Raw genomic sequence first — 15854 nt, forward strand, 5'->3', positions numbered from 1 at the left:
GTCACAGCAGTTGCGGGATGGCCTCCTGTGCATCGCGTTCGCACCCGAATGCTGCAAGCGGGATGACGACTCTTTGAACAGTGTCTATGAATCGGGTGCGAGGAGCTTTCCCATGCTGAAACCCATTGCTGTTGTTGCCGCCACTGGCATCGTGTTCGCCGGCGCAGCTCAGGCCATTCCGCTCACAGCTCGCACGGTGTGTGTGAATTGCCTGGGACCACGCTCTGATGTGCTCAACCCTCTCGAAGGCACCAATGACACCCCGGTGCCCAATGGCCTGATCGCAGGCTCCGGCTATACCCGTGATGAGCTCCAGGCCGGGCTCACCAAGTCCTACTCCGTGGACGTGGTTGCTGTTGCTGACTTCCTCTACAGCGACAAGGGTGTTCAGTTCCTCGGCGACAGCATCGGCCAGAACAACTACACCCCTTATTACAGCCAGCAGAAGGCGCTGGAAGCTGTGCGCAGCGCCATCATCCTTGACTCCGTCGATGGGCAGCTGTCCGGCTTCGGGATGATGAATGTGCTCCCCGTGGATGAGCGTCTGCAGGGTGCGATGAACGTCTGCAACGTGGATGCATCCAATACCCAGCGCAAGACATCGCTGCTCAGCTGGTATGTGAACACCCCCGCTTGCATCGCTGCCTACACCCAGGTCAGCGAATCCGCTGCTCCTGCCGCGCCGGTTCGCGGTCTCTGGTGAGTTCACCCCGCAAGACGGATCTCGTCTCTGCCACCATCTCAAGCTCCGGCTTTGCCGGGGCTTTTTTTAGGTCCTGCCGCCACAGCTGATGAGTCGTTTGCGTCATGGCATGCGCCGCACTGTTCTGGTGGGGGCCTCCCTGCTGCGGGATGCAGGCGCTGGTGTGCGGGATGCGGTGTCTGAGCTCTCGGCGGCCCAAGGCCAGTCAGCCCAACTCGAGCGTGAGCTCGAGTTGGCGCGTCAGCAGGGCCGCTGGCTCAGCGATGACGAACGGGCTGAGCTGCTGATCCAAGACCAGCGCCGTGCTCAGCGGCGACGCACCCTGCTGTTGCTGGCCGTGGCCTCGCTGTTGATTCCTCCGTTGTGGCCGTTGCTGCCCATCTGGATGGGTTTGCTTTGGTGGCCGGTCACAACACGTCGGGTGATCGTTGTGCTCTTGGCGGGAGCGAGCGCCGTGGTCGCCCTGTTGGTGGTGCTGTTGGTATGGCTGCTGCTCCGATGACCCGCTCTGCCTTTCTGAGCTGGTTCCATCCGGATCTCCTGGAGGATCGTCTTCTGCATGGTTGCGCCCTCTGGCAGGTGATCACGGCGTTGGGGCTTCCCTCCGAAGCCACGCCAGCTCCCACCAGCTGGCCCGTCAGTGAAGTGTCCTGGTTCGGCCTTGGCTTGGCTGTCGGCTCGGCCAAGGCCGATCAGCAGCGGCCTGCTGTCTTCCGGCTGGGGAGTCGTTCCTTGCAAGCCCAACTCTTTTGCCTGCTCGATCCGTCGCAACCCTCTGGTGACGCCGCCGATCCGGATCCCCTGGATCCGGATCAGTGGTGCTACTGGCTGGTGCCGTTCCACCAGTTGCATCCGGAGCGGCAGACCATCGGTGTCGCACCCTTGATCCGCGCCCATGGTGCGGGCCTTCGCTGCGACCAGTTGCCATCTGCCTTCCGCGCGCTCGTCAGTCCATGACCCTGAACGCTGGATTTCGGATCACGCGCGACGATGGCATCAGCGATGCGATTGCGGGTCGGTGTTTCGCCTCCTACGACGAGGCCTACGCCGTGCTCGAGCGCTATTACGCCGACCTGTGCTGCTCCGACGATCGGGAGTACTACCGGATTGAGCCGATTGAGTCCCCTTAGCCTGCTGGCCCGCGCTGGCTTTGGGATGCACTGTCTGTTCCGTTCCGCTGTGGGGCTGGTGTGCCTGGCTGCCAGCTGTGGGCCGGCCCTGGCGCTCGATGAAGTGGTGGTGGAGCTGCCCCTGCTCGAGAACACCCTGCGGGTGAAGCTCAGTGAGTTGAAGAGCCCTGAGGCTCTGATGCAGGGGAGCAGCGATCTGGCTGAGTTGGATCGCGCCAGCGACGGTGAGCTGGGCCGCAAATTGCTGAAGTTGCTCAACCATCCGGTGCCGGTGAGTTTTCGCCAGCTCGTGGACAGCTCGGCCGGCTCCCCACTGCTTGAGCAGGCTCTGCTGTTGGTGTCCTCCTTCGGCACGGTGGAGGGGCGCAGCCCGGATCTCAGTGGTGAGACCCTGAAGCAGGCCCTCGAGCAAGCCACCGCTGAATCCCCTGACGGTCAGCCCACGCTGTTGCAGCTGATGGAGGCGATTCCGGGGGAGCGGGTTCGTCTCAACCTCTCGCAAGCCCAGGTCGTGCTGGCGCGAATGTTGCGGCACCGCCGGCGCGCTGAACGGCTGATGGCCACAGCTCTTCCTGCGCCTACGGCCAGCGACAGCTCCGCAGACGCAGCCGTCACCGTGAGCCGCACCAAGCTGGCGGTGCCTCACCGACCGGCACCCTTGGAATTGGTGCTGATGCAGCCCACCACGGGTGGCAATGGTCGCCTGGTGGTGATTTCACATGGCCTCTGGGACAGCCCCACGAATTTCGAGGGTTGGGGCCAACGCTTGGCCGGCCAGGGCTACAGCGTGGTGTTGCCCCGCCACCCCGGGAGTGACAAACACCAACAACACGAGGTGCTCACTGGCCAGGCTCCGCCGCCCTCTCCCCAGGAGCTGGCCCTACGCGCTCAAGACATCACCGCCGTCAACGATGCCGTTGCTCAAGGGCAGTTGAGCGCGTTGGCAGGTGTGAAGGCTGATCGGGTGGTGGTGATCGGTCATTCCTGGGGGGCCACCACAGCCCTGCAGTTGGCCGGGCTCAAGCCTGAAGATGAGGCTCTGCGCGCACGTTGCGACAACATCGCTGATCCGGAGCGCAACCTGAGTTGGACGCTCCAGTGCAGTTGGCTCTCGGCGGTGAGCCAAGCGGCCGTTGATGATCCCCGTGTGATCGCCGTTGCGGCGGTGAGCCCTCCGGTGTCGTTGCTCTTTCCCAAAGGAGCGTCGCAACACATCACCGGCCGTGTCTTGCTGGTGAGCGGAACCCACGATTGGGTCGTTCCTCCTGACCCCGAAGCGGTCGAGCCCTTTTCGAACGCCAATCCACGCGGCAATCAGCTGGTGCTGGTTCAGGGTGGCGATCACTTCAACCTGCGTCCGGGCGCTTCGGCTGATGGCGGTCCTCTGGCGCCTCTGCTGGTGGAGTGGACCGATCGCTCCTTTGCTGCCGGGGCAGCGGTGAAGCCGGCACCGGGTGCACCGCCGCTGTTGCCCCAGGGATCCTGGGGGAGCAGCGGCAAGCCGATGGCCGATGTGAGCGACCAGCTTCAGCGCCGCTGAGTTGTGGGTAGGTATCCATCCCCATGGCCCTGAGCCGCCGTGCTCGCTTTGCTGGCGCCGAAGCCTCCTCACACAGCCCGTCAGGGCTGTTTTTTATGTGGATCCCAGCGCCAGTGCGTGGCTTCTTCCTAGCGTCATGCCTGATTTGGCTGCAGTGTGCGCCCGTATTTCCTGCTTGAACCGGGTGATGGTCTGCTGTTATGCGCTCCCGACGGTTCGATCAGCCATGTGGATCGCACGGCCGCCGTTCGCCTCGGGATCAAGGCGGAGCATTGGTGTGGTCAACCGCTCAAGCAGTGTTGGCCTGCCCTGGCGGAACTGATCATTCAGGAGCGGGATCGGCTTGAGGCCGGCCCCCGGGACCATGTGGTCGCTCTGGCCCAGCCCACCCAGTTCGAGTTGGCGACGCGCATTCGTCTGTTTCGCACCGATGCCGGTTTTGGGGTGGGCATCCTGCGGCGACGCTCCCAGCGCTTGCACGATGCCGACCCGGAAGCGCCTGAAGACACCTATCGCCTGTTGCTCGAGGCTGTGCTCGACACCGCCCAGGATGCGGTGCTCGTGACGCTGGCGGAACCGTTGAACGCGCCGGGCCCATTGATTGTGTTTGCCAACCAGTCGCTCCTGGATCAGACCGGTTACGCGCTGAACGAAGTGCTGGGCCGCAGTCCCAGGCTCTTTCAGGGGCCCGACACCTGTCGTGAGACGACGGGGCGCTTACGCCGGGCCATGGATCAGTGGGAGCCCTCGCGCATGCAGGTGCTCAACTACCGCCGAGATGGCTCCACCTGCTGGATTGATCTCAAGGTGGCTCCACTGGCAGACCCCAATGGATGGCACACCCATTGGGTATCGGTGCAGCGGGATGTGAGCGATCGCGTGGCGCATGAGCAACGGCTGGCTCAAGAAGCGCTGGCGTTGGCCGAGCGTTTGCACGCCGGAGCCCCAATCGCTTAGTGCGGGCTGGAGCCTCAGCTGTGCGCCAAGTCACTGGACTCTGCAGTGCAGGCAGCTCTCACCTTTTGATGGCTCCGCTGAGCATGGGACGGTGAGCGCAGTTCCATGACTCCCGCAACACCCTGGCCCGTGGTTGTGACGGCTGAGCCGTTGCACTCCAGCACCCTGTTGCAGCACGCAGAGGCGGTGATCACCATTCCTTGCACCAGCCCTGAAGCGCGGGCCGATGAAGCGCTTGTTCCCACCTGGCTCGAGCTCTTGGGTCAACGCTGAAGCCAGCTGCCCAACGGGCACAGGCACGATTGTGTTCTGCACGGGCTGCGTTGCAGTGCGAATGCAGCTGCATCCGCTCATGTCTGCCACAGCGCCTCCTCCCTGCTGGCTCCACCGCGGTTGCCGCATTCAGTTGATCGGCTACCCCCGCTGCGAGGGCGCCTATCTGATCCAGCACTCCAGTGGCGCTGTGCTGGGCCGCACCGCCAGCCTCACGGCCGCGCGGTTGTTGATCGACGAGCAGATCTCACTCCTGAGGCAACGGTTGGCTGCAGCGGCCTGAAACGGTGGGCTGATGCCAAGCTGGACCGGATCTGAGCGGCTCCGCGTGACGACACCCGTGCTCCTGTGCGGTTATTACGGCGAGCACAACCTGGGGGACGATGCGCTGCTTGAGGCGCTGCTGGCGCAGCTTCCTCCCACAGCGGTTCCGTTGGTGACGGCCTTCGATCAGGAGGAGATCAGCCGCCGGCATGGTGTGGACAGCGTTAATCGACGCAGCCTCGGCAGCGTTTTATCGGCCCTTCGCCGTTGCCGAGCTCTGGTGCTCGGAGGCGGCAGCTTGCTGCAGGATTCCACCAGTTTTCGCAGCCTGATTTATTACGCCGCCTTGATCAGCGCGGCACGACTACAGGGCAAGCCGGTGCTGCTCTGGGCGCAAGGGCTTGGCCCTCTGCGCCGCCGCCGTAGCCGGGCCCTGGTGCGGCTACTGCTACCGATGGCGACAGGAATCACCTGGCGCGACGCAGCTTCGGCCCATTTGGCCCGGCAGCTGGGGGTGGCAGCCCCCCATGGCACGGACGCGGTCTGGAGTCTTCCGCGCCAGCACTGGCTCGGCCTTGGTGGCCCCATCGTGGTGTGCTGGCGTCCCACCGACCACCTTCAGGGGCAGGAATGGAGCCCTTATCTCAAGGCCCTAGAGCAGCTGGCTGAGCACACTCAGCGCGAGGTGATCTGGCTGCCCTTCCATCGCGATCAGGATCAGCAGCTGCTCGGTCACTTGCACCAACAGCGACTCATCAGTGAGGCGTTGTATCAGCGCAGCCGGGTGGTGCATGCCACCACGCCTGTTGAGGCCATGGCGCTGTTCCGCAGTGCCTCGCTGGTGCTGGCCATGCGCCTGCATGCGCTGATCCTTGCGGCCTTGTCGGGGAGTCCTGTGTGCGCCTTGAGTTACGACCCCAAGGTGCAGGCCTGCGCCAGTGAGCTCGGTTGCGATTGCCTTGATCTGGCCGAGCGTGATCTCGACCCGGCAAGCCTGTTCGCTGGCTGGTTGGAGGCCTTTGAGCAGCCGCCGTCCTCCGCCTCGCTGCAGGCGATGGGCCATGCCACCGCACTGCATCGCGACCTGCTGCAGCGCTTGGAGGCTTGAGCTGTGCGCGCCATTGGCTACGGCAGTGAGCGTTCCGGAACGGATGCCGACTGCCTGCTCGACATCACCCTGCCCGATCCCTCTCCGCAGGAGCACGACTTGCTGGTGGCCGTCGAGGCCGTGAGTGTGAATCCCGTGGAAACGAAGGTGCGCCGCCGTGAACAGCCCGCCAGTGGTGCCTGGCGCGTGTTGGGTTGGGACGCGGTCGGCACTGTGGTGGCTTGTGGTGCGGCGGTTTCCGGTTTTGCGATCGGTGATCGCGTTTGGTATGCCGGTGCGTTGCAGCGTCCGGGCTGCAACAGCGCCTTGCATTGCGTGGATTACCGGCTTGCGGCGCACTCTCCCCGCAGCATCAGTGCGGCTGAGGCCGCTGCCTTACCCCTCACCGCCCTCACCGCCTGGGAGCTGTTGTTTGACAGGCTGCGTCTGCCACGCCGTGGCCCAGGCAACGACCCTCAAACGCTGCTTGTGGTGGGAGCTGCTGGCGGTGTGGGCTCGATCCTGGTGCAACTGGCGCTGCAGCTCACCGACCTGGAGGTGGTGGGCACTGCATCACGGGCCGAAACGCAAGCGTGGCTGCAGCAGTTGGGTGTGAAGCACGTGGTCAATCACCAGGCGCCGCTGGCGGATCAGCTGGCATCCCTATCCCTGCCGCCTCTGCGCACAGTGATCTCCCTCACCCACACGGATGATCACTTTCAACAGCTGGTGGATCTCCTTGAGCCCCAGGGCGCTCTGGCCTTAATCGATGATCCAGCGCCTCAATCGATCGATGTGCTGGCGATGAAACGCAAGAGCCTCTCCCTGCATTGGGAGTTGATGTTCACCCGATCGCTGTACAACACCCCAGACATGGCTCGCCAGGGTGCTGTGCTGGCGGAACTGGCTTCCTTGGTGGATCAAGGTCTGATCCGCAGCACGTTGCGGCAAACCTTTAGACCGATCCATGCCGCCAACGTGCAACGGGCCCATCGTCTACTGGAGAGCGGCCGCAGCATCGGCAAGATCGTGCTCGAGGGAGGTATTTCTACCGATGGTGTAGGCCGAAAGGCCTAGCGACCCTCTGGCCGTTGATGGCTGGGTGTTCAGGATGACCTCTCAACCCGTGTTGATTGGTGCCCGTGGTGGCACGATCCATCAGCTCCATGCCAGCACTGGGGAGCTGTTTCAGGTGTGCTTTGAAGGCACCTGCCTCTACTGCGACAGCTTGCACGTGGGCATGGCGCACCTCAATCGCATGGAGCGTGCTACCAGGAGGGAAGCGGCCTAGAGGCCATGACTCTCTCCACCGGGCAGCGTCTGTTGCTGCCCGTGCGTCAGTACTACGTGCAGACCGACAGCCGGATACCTGGCCAGGCCTACCGCATGTGTTTTTCCAGCACCTGCGCCATGGCCGTGAAATATCTGAGGCCGGAGGCGTTGAAAGGCTCTAATGCCGACGACACCTATCTGCACACTCTGCGCCGCTATGGCGACACCACCTCAGCGCAGGCTCAGATCCATGCCTGCGCTGATTACGGCGTGTTGGCCAGCTACCGCACCAGCGGTGATCGGCACCTGCTGGAGGCTGAGTTGAAAGCCGGCTATCCCGTCGGAACTGGTTTTCTCCACCACGGCCCGTCGTCTGCACCACGAGGCGGCGGTCACTGGATTCTTGCCGTGGGTTTTGAGCCCGGTGCCGGGATTTTCAACGATCCCTACGGCGAACTCGACAACGTCAGCGGTGGCTATGTGCGCGTGGGTTCAGGCGGGCACAACGTGGCCTATAGCTGGCGCCACTGGCTGCCCCGCTGGGAGGTGGAGGGCCCCGGAAGCGGCTGGTGCATGACCTTCAGGCGGACGGATGGGTTGCCGCCAGGTTCTTGAGGCTCGTCAGCACCTCCTGGCTGTGGCCACTGGGCCGCACCGCCACCCAGATCTGGCGCAGCACCCCATCTGGATCGATCAAGAACGTGTGGCGCTGTGAAAACGGAGGGATCCAACTGCCATAGGCCTTGCTCACCTGCCCGCCGGGATCAGAGAGCAGCGGATAGGCCAGGGCCTCGCTGCCGCAAAACTCAGCATGGGATTCCGCGCTGTCGGCACTGACGCCCACCACGTCAGCCCCGGCCTGGTGGAATGCCTCGAGATCACGCTGAAAGCCGCGGGCCTCGATCGTGCAGCCCTCGGTGAAATCGCGCGGATAGAAATAGAGCACCAGCCAGCGACCGGCAAAGCCATCCAGGCTGCGGTCTGCTTCGGTCGCGCTTCCATCGGGTCCCGGCACCACCCCATGGAGTGTGAAGTCAGGGGCTGGTTCCCCCTCAGTTGGCAGCACACCACCCAAAGCAAAAGCCTGCCGGGACCAACCCAGCAGGCTCAAGGAGGTGATGGCAAGCCCGCTCAGAACCTGGCGGCGCTGCATCTCAGATCTCAGGTCGATTGGAACTCAGATCTTGGCCAGGTTGATGCCCAGCTCCTTGGCGTAGGCACCCAGACCCTTCTTCTGGATGGTCTTGAGGGCCCGGGTGGACACACGCAGCTTCACGAAGCGGTTGCCCTCAGCCCACCACAGACGACGCTCCTGGAGGTTCACCTGCTGGAGCTTTTTGGTCCGCACGTGGGAGTGGGACACGGCCATGCCGTTGTTGGCGCGCTTGCCGGTGAGTTGGCAGACCCGGGACATGACCGACCTTCTGGGGAAATGTTGACGACGTGGCCCCGACGGAGCCAAGCAGCCACCTTATCAGTCGGTGGATGGCTGGATCAGTTGCACAGTGCGGGTGGGGAAGGCGAAGTCGATGCCTTCTTCAGCAAAACGCCGCACGATCTCCAGGTTGATGCGCTGTTGCACGTTCATCGCCTGCACAAAGTCGTTGGTGGGCACGAAATACACCAGTTCGAAATCGAGGCTGCTGTCGTTGAAGGCAACGAAATGGCAGCGGTCGAACTGGGCATCGCCACCGCACTCCACGATGGTTTGCAGCAACCCCGGGATACGCGCCAGCGTGTCGTGATCGGTGTCGTAAGTCACGCCAAGCCGGTAGATCAAGCGCCGGCGTTGCATTTCCCCGTAGTTCGCCACCACCGATGTGGTGAGGGAGCTGTTGCTCATCACGATCGCTTCACCATTGATGCTGCGCAGCCTGGTGCTGCGCACACCCACGCGCTCCACCGTGGCCCAAACGCTGCCGACATTGATGAACTGCCCGCTCACAAAGGGCTTGTCCAACAGGATCGTGATGTATTCAAAGAATTCCGCCACCGGCTCCCGCAGGGCCAGGCCGGCACCGATGCCACCGGCGCTGAGCAGGGCCCAGATCGCCGCCATCTGGACGCCGATGTTCTGCAGGTAGAACACGGCGCCGATGGTCCACACCAGCGCTCGCAGCAGAGGTGCCAGCGACCGGATCATCGTGGCGACGGCCTCTTCGCTTTGCCGGGTGGCCCAGCTCTTCAGGAGCCGGATGCCGATGCGGTTCACCAACCGCACCAGCAGGACCACCAGGATTAACTTCGCCAGACCAAAGGCCAGCCGATCCCCGGCAGCGGTGCTGGGAATGATCTGCCAGGCCAGAGCGGCGCTCAGCACCCAGCCGGCGGGAGCAATGGTCTCGCCCAACACCTGCACGATGAAGTCGTCGGTGCCGGATCGGGTTCGCCGCACCACCCGGCCCGCCAGCACCGTGATGACCCGTGCCAGCAGGATCGAAAGGAATCCTCCACCGACGAGGGTGAGCAGCGCGGGCAGAAAGGTGGCCGGGTCCAGAGGCATCAGGCGCGTGTTGTTTCTGTTGGGCCCACTGTCGCCTGACAGTTCCGGTTGATCGACCTAAGTGTGTGGGGAAAGGGATCTGCCCCATGACAGAACCTCTGCTGCTCGCACTGGATCAGGGCACCAGCAGTTCGCGCGCCGTCCTGTTCAACCCGCAGGGGGAGCCCTTGGCTTCTGCCCAGGTGCCGCTCGCCATTCACTATCCGGCCGATGGCTGGGTGGAGCAGCAGGCGCGAGCGATCTGGGAAAGCCAGTTTCAGGCGATGCACGAGCTCGAGCGTGCGCTCACGCCCAGCCAACGCCGAGCTGTCTGCGCCTGTGGCGTTACCAACCAGCGCGAAACCACGGTGCTATGGCGGCGCAGCGATGGCGCTGCCATAGGCCCGGCGCTGGTGTGGCAGGACCGCCGCACCACTGATCTCTGCCGTCGTTGGCAGCAGCGTCCTGATGCCGCCGAGTGGCAGCAGCGCACCGGCCTGGTGCTCGATCCCTATTTCAGTGCCAGCAAGGTCCGTTGGCTGCTCGACCACACGCCGGCGGCGGCCGATGCCCAGCGGTCCGGAGACCTCTGCATCGGCACCGTGGACAGCTGGTTGCTCTGGCAGCTCAGCGGAGGCGAGCTGCATGCCAGCGACCACAGCAATGCCAGTCGCACGCTGCTGTTGGATCTGGAGCAGCGCACCTGGCTGCCGCAGGCGCTCGCTGCGGTGGGCCTGTCGGGTGAGGAGCTGCCGCAGTTGCGGCCTAGCCGCGGAGGCTTCGGCAGGATTGCCGCCGGCCTCCCCTTCGCCGGTGTGCCGATCACCGCCGTGCTCGGTGACCAGCAGGCCGCCACCTACGGGCAGTTGTGCCTGGCGGCGGGGCAGGCGAAGTGCACCTATGGCACGGGAGCGTTTCTGGTGGTCAACGTGGGAGAGAAGCCGGTGCGGGCCGAGGGCGGACTGCTCAGCACCGTGGGCTGGAGCGATGCCAGCGGCAGCGCCAGCTATTGCCTGGAGGGAAGCCTCTTCAACGCTGGCACGGTGGTGCAGTGGCTGCGCGATGGCCTGGGCTTGATCAGCACCGCCTCAGATGTCGATGCCCTGGCGGCATCGGTGCCCTCGTCTGGTGAGCTGATGCTGGTTCCGGCCTTCACGGGCTGGGGCACACCTCATTGGGACCCATCGGCCCGTGGCTTGCTGATCGGCCTCACCCGCGACACCAGCGCCGCTCACGTCGCTCGCGCCGCATTGGAAGGGATTGCTTTAGCTGTGAGCACCCTGGTGGAAACCGCCGAGGCGGCGCTGGCCACACCCCTCTTGGAACTGGCTGTTGATGGGGGAGCCGCCGCCTCCGATGTGTTGATGCAGGCCCAGGCCGATTGCAGTGGGTTGTCGGTGCGCCGTCCGCCCCATCTCGAGTCCACCGCCCGTGGCGTGGCGTTGATGGCTGGTCAGGAAGCCGGCGTTGTGGCGGACCTCGAGCCGCTGCGCCAGCAACTCCTTTCCGGCGCCAGTCGCTTCAGCCCGCAGTTGTCAGATCACGCACGCCGGGCCTGGCGTTGCCGCTGGCAGGAGGCCGTTCGGCGCTGTTTGCACTGGCAGGGAGATGACCATGTTTGATCTCGTGATCATTGGTGCCGGCAGCAGCGGCGCCTGCCTGGCCTATGAGGTCGCTCGCCGCGGCATGCGCGTGGCCTTGCTCGAAGCCCACGATCCGGCGATCGGCACCAGCTCCCGCAGCACCAAGCTGCTGCATGGCGGTGTTCGCTATCTGGAGTTGGCCTTTCGCCGCGCTGATCCGGCCCAGCTCAAGTTGGTGCGGGAAGCTCTGGCCGAGCGCCGCCACTGGATCGATCAGGCGCCCTTTCTGGCCCGCGAGCTGCGCATCGCGCTGCCCACCCACAACACCTTCGAGCAGCTCTACTACCGGGTTGGTCTCGGGATGTACGACCTCCTGGCCGGGGCTGAGGGGCTGCAGCCCACCGAGGCCATTCAGCCAGCGCAATTGCGGGAACTGTTGCCCTCGCTCACTCCGAAGGTTCGGGCCGGGCTGCTCTACAGCGATGGTCAGTTCGATGACGCTCGCCTCAACCTGCTGCTGGTGCTCACAGCCCAACGTGCTGGAGTCACGGTGCAGCGTGATTGCGCTGTGGTCGGCTTCGAGCAGCGCGATGGGCATGTTCAGGCTGCTATCAGCCAGACACCCGATGGCCAGCAGCAGCGCTGGGAGGCAAAGAGGGTCGTCAATGCCACGGGCATCGCCGCCGATCGGCTGCGCCAATGGGCCCAGCCCGATGCTCCCCCCCGGTTATTGGTGAGCCGTGGGATGCACCTGGTGTTGCGGGATTCGCTCTGCCCAGGCGGCGTTGGCCTGTTGATTCCGCGAACCCGCGATGGCCGCGTGCTGTTCGTGCTGCCCTTCCAGGGCCGCACGCTCGTGGGCACCACCGATCAGGTCTGTGCGGTGGACGAGGCCACCGCCGTGACCCCGGCGGACACCAGCTATCTGATAGAGCATCTTCAGCATTGGTTCCCTGGCTTAAGCGCTGAAGCGGTCAGCGCCAGCTGGGCCGGCGGACGCCCCTTGATCCAACCGGCCGGAGGCGCCAGCAGCAGCCGTGTAGTGCGCGAACACGAGGTGGAGACGCTTCCCTGCGGCCTGATCAGCCTGCTGGGTGGGAAGTGGACAACGTGCCGCAGCCTGGCTCTTGATGCGCTGCGCGTGATCGGAGGCCACCAGCCCAGTGCTCAGCCGCTACCCCTGCTGGGTGCAGCGGCTACGGCCGCGCAGACCCGCCCTGCTCTTCAGCAGCTTCGAGAGCAGTTGGCTGCAGAGATCCCCGGTGGGGCCAATCAGGCGGATCACCTCATCGGTAGTTACGGCCTGCGGGCCCGCCAACTGGTGGATGAGGCTCCGGATCGCCGTGATCTCGAGCCCCTCAGCGCCGTGGTGCCCGTGAGCCGGGCGGAATGGCGCTTCAACCATCGCCATGAGCTGGCCCGCAGCAGTGATGACCTGCTGCAGCGTCGCTCTCGTATTGGCTTTCTGGATCAGGTCGAGGCGGAGCGGCTCGCGACTCCGGCGGCGGATTTGCTGGAGGTACTCAATTCCGCATCGCCGAGCAGCCACCATCCGAACCCATAGGCCGGCAGATACACAAACCACTCCTCTGTGGCCTCGGGAAAGTCGCAACCCCAGAGCAGTTCTCGCACCCGCTGCCCCTGCCAGGGCGTCAGGTTCAGCTGGGTGGAGGCACCGGTGCCGCTCAGGTTCACGGCCACCAGCACCGTCATTTCCAGGCTCTGACGCACGTAGCTGACCATGCTGGGGTGACCGCTCGGGAGCACGCGGAAATCGCCGTGCCGCAGGGCCGACAGCAGCTTGCGACTCATCAACATGCGGCGATGCCAATTCAGGAGGGAGCCGTTCAGCGACTTCTGCACCTCCACGTTCACGACGCGGTAGTCGTACCCCGGCGCCGTGATCGGTGGCAGCACCAGCAAAGGATCCGGCGCGGAGGAAAATCCTCCGTTGCGCTCCGGTGTCCAGGCCATCGGCGTGCGATTGGCGTCGCGATCGCGCAGCCCTGGCCAGTCGCCCATCCCCAGTTCATCGCCGTAGTAGATGCAAGGCATGCCGGGAAGGCTGTACAGCAGGGCGTGGAGCGCCATGTTTGGCCTGGGATCACCATTGAGCAGCGGGGCCAGGCGTCGGTTAATGCCCCAGTTGAGCCAGTGGCCGCGGGCGGCGGGCAGGCCATCGCGGATGCGATGGATCACCTCCTGCGGCACCAGGTGCCCATCGCCCAACCAGAGTTCATCGTGGTTGCGGAGCGGCAGGGCCCAGCCCCGGCCCACATCACGCTCGCTCAGCTCGGTGAGGAACTGCACCAGATCGGCAGCTTGGCCGTAGGCCACAGCCGCGAACAGATGGGCGGTGAGGCCGAAATTGAAGGCGGCGTTTAGTTCTCCCTCATCGAGGTAAGGCATCGCCTCATCCATGGGCTGAATCGCTTCTGCCAGCAGCAGCACCTCCGGCCGTCCGCGGCGACGGCTGCTCTCTTGCACGCGGCTCCGCAGGCGTTTCAGAAACGCATGGGTCTCGGGGAGCCCTTCGCAACGGGTGTCCTCTCGCTCGAACAGGAAGGGAATCGCATCGAGGCGGAAGCCATCGACGCCCCGCTCGAGCCAGAACTCCACCACTTGCAACATCGCCTCCTGCACGGCGGGGTTGTCGTAGTTGAGATCGGGTTGGTGATGAAGGAAGCGATGCAGATAGAACTGCCCAGCCAGCTCATCCCATTGCCAGTTGGAATCTTCGAAATGGCGGAACAGCACCGGCGCCGTGCCGTAGCGCTCTTCGCTATCGCTCCACACGTAATAGTTGCGCTCGGCGCTGCCAGGCGCTGCGAAGCGGGCCCGCTGGAACCAGGGATGCAGGTTGCTGGTGTGATTCAGCACCAGATCGAGAATCACCTTGAGGCCTTGACCATGGGCGGCCTCAATCAAGCGATGCAGTCCGGCCAGATCACCGAGTTCTGGATGCACATCGGTGAAATCGGTGATGTCATACCCGCCATCACGCAGCGGTGATGGGTAGATCGGTGTGAGCCAGATGGCATCGACCCCCAGCCAGCGCAAATAGCGCAAGCGGTTCTGGAGACCCTGCAAATCGCCGATGCCATCGCCGTTGGCATCGCTGAAGCTGCGTGGCATCAGCTGGTAGATCACCGCTCCGTCCCACCAGGGCTGGGCGGTGGGTGACCCGGCTTCCGCTTGAACCGCCATCGGCCTGTGCTGCGCCTTCTTCAGGCATAAAGCGGCTCGGCGTGGCTGTCAGCCCCTGAGCGGGCTCAGCTCATTGGCTGCGTCGTTGGCTGAGTTGCTCAAACCAGTTGCAGTAGGCCGCAGGCCCACCAGGCACCAGCACATCCAGATGGAGTGGGTCCTCAGGATCAGTCAGGCCGCGCAGCAGCGGATCTCGATGGCTGGGGCGCTCCAACTCGCCACCGCTGCTGTCCACCAGCACCACACGGTTGTTGCGTTGGTAGGCCTGGCCGAGCTTCTGCACCAGCGTCAAAAACCCGCGATCACTGCCCCCGCGCTGCCAACTCATCCCATCCGCTGAGGGTTCTGACGTGATCGTGTCGCCCACCCCCACCAAGGTCGGCATCAGCTTCGCCGGGATCTGCGTAACACAGAGGTCGGTCAGGGCCTCAAGATCCCGCGGTGCCGTGCGCACATTTAAGCCATCGCCGAGCGGTGCCGATCCGGTGCGGCGCCGGATGTGTTCATTGATCAGCACCAACAGGCCCGCTTCCTTCACCGCGCCCTGCAACATGAATTGGAAATCGGTGGTGCCGGCTCGATCGGGGCTGGCCGGCCGCAGGCGTTCTTGGCGACCATCGAGCCCCAGGTTGGGGGCTAGGTGCACGAAGAAGCTGTCCTTGAGATCTTCGTGCTCCGCCTGATGGAGCAGCTCCTTCAGAAGCGCGTGGCACGCGTCCTGGAGCTGCCGCTGCAGCTTGAGATTGCCCTCCAGTTGCTCGATCACAAGGTTGATGTTGGCCGTCGGCGAAACGGCGTTGTCGAGCACGATCCGATCGAGCAGATGCTCCCGTTCCTGGTTGTCTGTGTGGGGCAACGCCCGCTCCAGCAGAGGTACCAACCCATCCCGGAGACGCAGCGGCACGCTCTTGAGAAACTTCAGTTCGGCCTGACTCACGCCCGGATGGCTCAGCTCGCCATGCCGCGTTTGCAGTTGCACGCCACCGGCTGCCAGCCCCGGCAGATACAGCCCCTCCACTGCAGGATCGGCAGAGGGTTGCATCGCCTGCTCCACCAGCCGGTTCACGCCGCGCCGTCCGCCGTGCTCGCCGTTGGTGAGCACCCGAAAGCAATCGCCCAGCTGTGCAGCGGCTCGAATCGTTTGCGGTTGCAGCCTGCGGGTGAGCGGGTCGCGCACCAGCGGCATGCACACCCCGTCGAGGTCCTGCACGATCAGGAGATCGCTCTCAGCTGAGAGTTCCTCCAGGAGTTCAGGCAGGGCAAGACGCTGCATGCGTGAGCGGCACCTGGGGGCTCAGGACTGGCCCACCCTCCCATGCATTGCGGTTGAGCCCGCAAGATGGAGAGGTGGTGTGC

General features: G+C 64.4%; 19 protein-coding genes. 14 read left to right on the forward strand and 5 right to left on the reverse strand.

The genetic code is table 11. The annotated features are described in order from the left end of the window. Positions 1-112: 112 nt before the first annotated feature. The 12 genes from CB0101_RS02465 (at position 113) to CB0101_RS02510 (ending at position 7841) form a co-directional block, all read left to right on the forward strand. On the forward strand, positions 113-703 hold the full coding sequence (locus tag CB0101_RS02465) for an alpha/beta hydrolase (protein WP_010308752.1): 591 nt from the start codon (positions 113-115) through the stop codon (positions 701-703). An 88-nt stretch (positions 704-791) separates the two neighbouring features. After that, positions 792-1205, forward strand: a complete 414-nt coding sequence (locus CB0101_RS02470; protein WP_246833810.1) for a hypothetical protein — start codon at positions 792-794, stop codon at positions 1203-1205. Next, positions 1202-1660, forward strand: a complete 459-nt coding sequence (locus tag CB0101_RS02475; RefSeq protein WP_010308746.1) for a hypothetical protein — start codon at positions 1202-1204, stop codon at positions 1658-1660. The genes CB0101_RS02470 and CB0101_RS02475 overlap by 4 nt, the downstream gene beginning before the upstream one ends. After that, positions 1657-1833 (forward strand): hypothetical protein, encoded by a 177-nt coding sequence (locus CB0101_RS15240; protein ID WP_010308743.1) that lies wholly within the window; start codon positions 1657-1659, stop codon positions 1831-1833. Before CB0101_RS02475 ends, CB0101_RS15240 begins: the two co-directional genes overlap by 4 nt. A gap of 25 nt (positions 1834-1858) precedes the next feature. After that, entirely contained in the window at positions 1859-3373 is a 1515-nt protein-coding gene (locus CB0101_RS02480; RefSeq protein ID WP_071778131.1) for an alpha/beta fold hydrolase, read from the forward strand. 156 nt (positions 3374-3529) lie between these two features. After that, a complete protein-coding gene (locus CB0101_RS02485; protein ID WP_010308736.1) occupies positions 3530-4330 on the forward strand; it encodes a PAS domain S-box protein in 801 nt (266 codons plus the stop codon). Between the two features lie 105 nt (positions 4331-4435). Beyond that, entirely contained in the window at positions 4436-4603 is a 168-nt protein-coding gene (locus CB0101_RS15245; protein WP_168187930.1) for a hypothetical protein, read from the forward strand. 79 nt (positions 4604-4682) lie between these two features. Beyond that, positions 4683-4886 carry a hypothetical protein gene (locus CB0101_RS02490; protein ID WP_136643939.1) on the forward strand — a complete coding sequence of 68 codons (204 nt, stop codon included), beginning with the start codon at positions 4683-4685 and terminating at the stop codon, positions 4884-4886. A gap of 45 nt (positions 4887-4931) precedes the next feature. Then, the gene (gene csaB, locus CB0101_RS02495) at positions 4932-5975 is read left to right on the forward strand and encodes a polysaccharide pyruvyl transferase CsaB (protein ID WP_043717606.1); all 1044 of its coding nucleotides are present in this window, start codon (positions 4932-4934) and stop codon (positions 5973-5975) included. Positions 5976-5978: 3 nt separating this feature from the next. After that, positions 5979-7031 carry a zinc-binding alcohol dehydrogenase family protein gene (locus CB0101_RS02500; RefSeq protein WP_010308719.1) on the forward strand — a complete coding sequence of 351 codons (1053 nt, stop codon included), beginning with the start codon at positions 5979-5981 and terminating at the stop codon, positions 7029-7031. Positions 7032-7065: 34 nt separating this feature from the next. Beyond that, the gene (locus CB0101_RS02505; protein WP_010308716.1) at positions 7066-7245 is read left to right on the forward strand and encodes a hypothetical protein; all 180 of its coding nucleotides are present in this window, start codon (positions 7066-7068) and stop codon (positions 7243-7245) included. Positions 7246-7250: 5 nt separating this feature from the next. Next, the gene (locus tag CB0101_RS02510) at positions 7251-7841 is read left to right on the forward strand and encodes a hypothetical protein (RefSeq protein ID WP_010308712.1); all 591 of its coding nucleotides are present in this window, start codon (positions 7251-7253) and stop codon (positions 7839-7841) included. On the opposite strand, the gene CB0101_RS02515 is transcribed toward CB0101_RS02510, so the two are convergent. Genes CB0101_RS02515 through CB0101_RS02525 form a run of 3 tightly spaced genes read right to left on the reverse strand, consistent with a single transcriptional unit; the run spans position 7807 to position 9729 of the window. After that, the gene (locus tag CB0101_RS02515; protein WP_010308709.1) at positions 7807-8379 is read right to left on the reverse strand and encodes a peroxiredoxin; all 573 of its coding nucleotides are present in this window, start codon (positions 8377-8379) and stop codon (positions 7807-7809) included. The genes CB0101_RS02510 and CB0101_RS02515 overlap by 35 nt on opposite strands. A 24-nt stretch (positions 8380-8403) precedes the next feature. Then, positions 8404-8640 (reverse strand): 50S ribosomal protein L28, encoded by a 237-nt coding sequence (gene rpmB, locus CB0101_RS02520; RefSeq protein ID WP_010308706.1) that lies wholly within the window; start codon positions 8638-8640, stop codon positions 8404-8406. A 60-nt stretch (positions 8641-8700) separates the two neighbouring features. After that, positions 8701-9729 (reverse strand): mechanosensitive ion channel family protein, encoded by a 1029-nt coding sequence (locus CB0101_RS02525; RefSeq protein WP_010308703.1) that lies wholly within the window; start codon positions 9727-9729, stop codon positions 8701-8703. 86 nt (positions 9730-9815) lie between these two features. Between CB0101_RS02525 and CB0101_RS02530 the strand changes: the two genes are divergently transcribed. Both CB0101_RS02530 and CB0101_RS02535 read left to right on the forward strand, forming a co-directional pair. Further along, positions 9816-11330 carry a glycerol kinase GlpK gene (locus CB0101_RS02530; protein ID WP_010308701.1) on the forward strand — a complete coding sequence of 505 codons (1515 nt, stop codon included), beginning with the start codon at positions 9816-9818 and terminating at the stop codon, positions 11328-11330. Further along, on the forward strand, positions 11317-12855 hold the full coding sequence (locus tag CB0101_RS02535) for a glycerol-3-phosphate dehydrogenase/oxidase (protein ID WP_029552958.1): 1539 nt from the start codon (positions 11317-11319) through the stop codon (positions 12853-12855). The genes CB0101_RS02530 and CB0101_RS02535 overlap by 14 nt, the downstream gene beginning before the upstream one ends. Here CB0101_RS02535 and CB0101_RS02540 read toward each other — a convergent pair. Beyond that, on the reverse strand, positions 12762-14498 hold the full coding sequence (locus tag CB0101_RS02540; RefSeq protein ID WP_010308695.1) for an alpha-amylase family protein: 1737 nt from the start codon (positions 14496-14498) through the stop codon (positions 12762-12764). The genes CB0101_RS02535 and CB0101_RS02540 overlap by 94 nt on opposite strands. A 70-nt stretch (positions 14499-14568) precedes the next feature. Then, the gene (gene stpA, locus CB0101_RS02545) at positions 14569-15771 is read right to left on the reverse strand and encodes a glucosylglycerol 3-phosphatase (protein ID WP_010308690.1); all 1203 of its coding nucleotides are present in this window, start codon (positions 15769-15771) and stop codon (positions 14569-14571) included. Positions 15772-15854: the final 83 nt, after the last annotated feature.

This window comes from Synechococcus sp. CB0101 (genome assembly GCF_000179235.2).
Taxonomy (GTDB): domain Bacteria; phylum Cyanobacteriota; class Cyanobacteriia; order PCC-6307; family Cyanobiaceae; genus Vulcanococcus.

Excerpts from the sequence above, each read along its gene's own strand:
- CB0101_RS02465 (WP_010308752.1), top strand. The coding sequence starts at position 113 with ATGCTGAAACCCATTGCTGTTGTTGCCGCCACTGGCATCGTGTTCGCC.
- CB0101_RS02470 (WP_246833810.1), top strand. The coding sequence starts at position 792 with ATGAGTCGTTTGCGTCATGGCATGCGCCGCACTGTTCTGGTGGGGGCC.
- CB0101_RS02475 (WP_010308746.1), top strand. The coding sequence starts at position 1,202 with ATGACCCGCTCTGCCTTTCTGAGCTGGTTCCATCCGGATCTCCTGGAG.
- CB0101_RS15240 (WP_010308743.1), top strand. The coding sequence starts at position 1,657 with ATGACCCTGAACGCTGGATTTCGGATCACGCGCGACGATGGCATCAGC.
- CB0101_RS02480 (WP_071778131.1), top strand. The coding sequence starts at position 1,859 with ATGCACTGTCTGTTCCGTTCCGCTGTGGGGCTGGTGTGCCTGGCTGCC.
- CB0101_RS15245 (WP_168187930.1), top strand. The coding sequence starts at position 4,436 with ATGACTCCCGCAACACCCTGGCCCGTGGTTGTGACGGCTGAGCCGTTG.
- CB0101_RS02490 (WP_136643939.1), top strand. The coding sequence starts at position 4,683 with ATGTCTGCCACAGCGCCTCCTCCCTGCTGGCTCCACCGCGGTTGCCGC.
- CB0101_RS02505 (WP_010308716.1), top strand. The coding sequence starts at position 7,066 with ATGACCTCTCAACCCGTGTTGATTGGTGCCCGTGGTGGCACGATCCAT.
- CB0101_RS02510 (WP_010308712.1), top strand. The coding sequence starts at position 7,251 with ATGACTCTCTCCACCGGGCAGCGTCTGTTGCTGCCCGTGCGTCAGTAC.
- CB0101_RS02515 (WP_010308709.1), bottom strand. The coding sequence starts at position 8,379 with ATGCAGCGCCGCCAGGTTCTGAGCGGGCTTGCCATCACCTCCTTGAGC.
- rpmB (WP_010308706.1), bottom strand. The coding sequence starts at position 8,640 with ATGTCCCGGGTCTGCCAACTCACCGGCAAGCGCGCCAACAACGGCATG.
- CB0101_RS02525 (WP_010308703.1), bottom strand. The coding sequence starts at position 9,729 with ATGCCTCTGGACCCGGCCACCTTTCTGCCCGCGCTGCTCACCCTCGTC.
- CB0101_RS02530 (WP_010308701.1), top strand. The coding sequence starts at position 9,816 with ATGACAGAACCTCTGCTGCTCGCACTGGATCAGGGCACCAGCAGTTCG.
- CB0101_RS02535 (WP_029552958.1), top strand. The coding sequence starts at position 11,317 with ATGACCATGTTTGATCTCGTGATCATTGGTGCCGGCAGCAGCGGCGCC.
- CB0101_RS02540 (WP_010308695.1), bottom strand. The coding sequence starts at position 14,498 with ATGGCGGTTCAAGCGGAAGCCGGGTCACCCACCGCCCAGCCCTGGTGG.
- stpA (WP_010308690.1), bottom strand. The coding sequence starts at position 15,771 with ATGCAGCGTCTTGCCCTGCCTGAACTCCTGGAGGAACTCTCAGCTGAG.